At 51.8% G+C, this 1,586-nt stretch carries 1 protein-coding gene; it reads right to left on the reverse strand.

What is annotated here, in order from left to right:
- Positions 1 to 22: 22 nt before the first annotated feature.
- Positions 23 to 1,468: an IS66 family transposase gene (gene tnpC / locus LBW89_RS27275; protein ID WP_170287164.1), complete on the reverse strand. Its 1,446-nt coding sequence runs from the start codon at positions 1,466 to 1,468 to the stop codon at positions 23 to 25.
- Positions 1,469 to 1,586: the final 118 nt, after the last annotated feature.

The raw sequence follows: 1,586 nt of genomic DNA on the forward strand, positions 1-1,586 counted from the left end.
TGGTTACTACTTAGGTAGCAGTTTAGAATTGGAGACGGCCCTGAAGAGCGGAAGAGAGCGATTCCAGGATAGGGCGTTTTTGTTTGAGGAGGGTAGAGATGACTCCGCGAATACGGGCGAAATGTTCTGCGCCGGCTTCGGTGCGGAATGCTCCAGAAATTTTAGTCTTCACCTTGACCATACGAATATCTCGCTCGGCTTGGTTATTGTCAAACGGTACGTGGGCATCTCGAAGAAAGGCGAGGATAGCAGATTTCCATTTCTCAAACCGCTCTGCTAAATTCCCGGCCTTTCCTTTGGCTTGTCTGCCGCGTACGCCCTTTTTCCTGGCAACGACGTTCTTACTCCATTCTTCTCTGCCACGAAAAAGAATATCGTCATAGTGCTGCTCGATTTCCTGGACCACCAGTTCCGGGAGAGGCTTGCCGGATTCGCGGGAGGCGCACACCAGGCTCCAACTTTCTTGCAGCAATGTTTTCATTTCCCCCGACCATTGGTGCTTATCGTTCTCGGTAATGCCCTGACATTCCCGAAGGAGATGCGCATTGCACAGAACGTGGCGGAACGAAAACGACTTTGGGTTGAAGTACGGACCATAGCAATCATGGACAACCGTACCTTTATAGGCGGGCAGGATCCCTCCCGCCGCCATTCCTTGGGTACCGCGGCTACTGTGAACGGTGAGGTGTGTGAAGCTGCCATTGCTCGCCGTATGCATCCAGACCCCGCTTCCGTTAACGCGAAACCCGGTCTCATCCGCATGGATGAGCGGGCTCCGGAGCAGGTGCTGTTGGATTTGTTGCTCAGGCGTAGTTAAGGAGGTATACATCTGCTGGAGGTGCGAGAGCAGCGTAGCCTCACTCGGACCGTGATCTGTCAAATCTTCGAAAAGCTGAGCAATGCGTTCCAAAGGCAGCAATTGGTAGACACTCAAATAGCTGGTCCAGGCCCGTAGCGTATCACCGTACTGCACAGGGGCCTTTACTCGCTCAGGAAAAGCAGCTGTACTTGTGGCCCTGCAGGACGGACAGCACTTCGTTTCGGCCCGATGTTCGGTGACGCTCCATTTGACAGGAGGTAGATCGAAGACTTGCCGGGCTTCATACCTTTGAGCAGGGATGTCTGCCAGAGACGTATGGCAGAAAGTGCAGATCGCATGCGGATGAATCTGGATTTCATCCGGTTGTGCCACCATACGCAGCGTCTGCCCGGGATGACCTTTGGGTGCCCCTTTTTTTCCACCGGATTGCCGGAGATTGTTGGTTTTACGGAACCCATCGCTAGAAGGCGGCTTACTGCTGTTGTTGCTATTTTGACCGAGTTGACGTTCAAGTTCCTGAACGCGTTGCTCCAACTCTACAATACGTTTGGCCTGCTGATCGATCACCTGCAGCAAGGCGTTAAAGGCAGTGATAATTTCGGGGTCGCCCTTGCATATGGCATGGACTTGTTCAGGGGATAGATGCATGGGTGACGCTCCTCTCATGAATTGGATTAACTTACCTTTTTGACAAAAGAGTTATAAACCCTTTTTTATAGAAAAAAAAACTTCCCGCACTTAAGCAGGAAGTCCTAAGTAGTAACCA

It is taken from the genome of Paenibacillus sp. alder61, assembly GCF_020179875.1.
GTDB lineage: Bacteria > Bacillota > Bacilli > Paenibacillales > Paenibacillaceae > Fontibacillus > Fontibacillus faecis.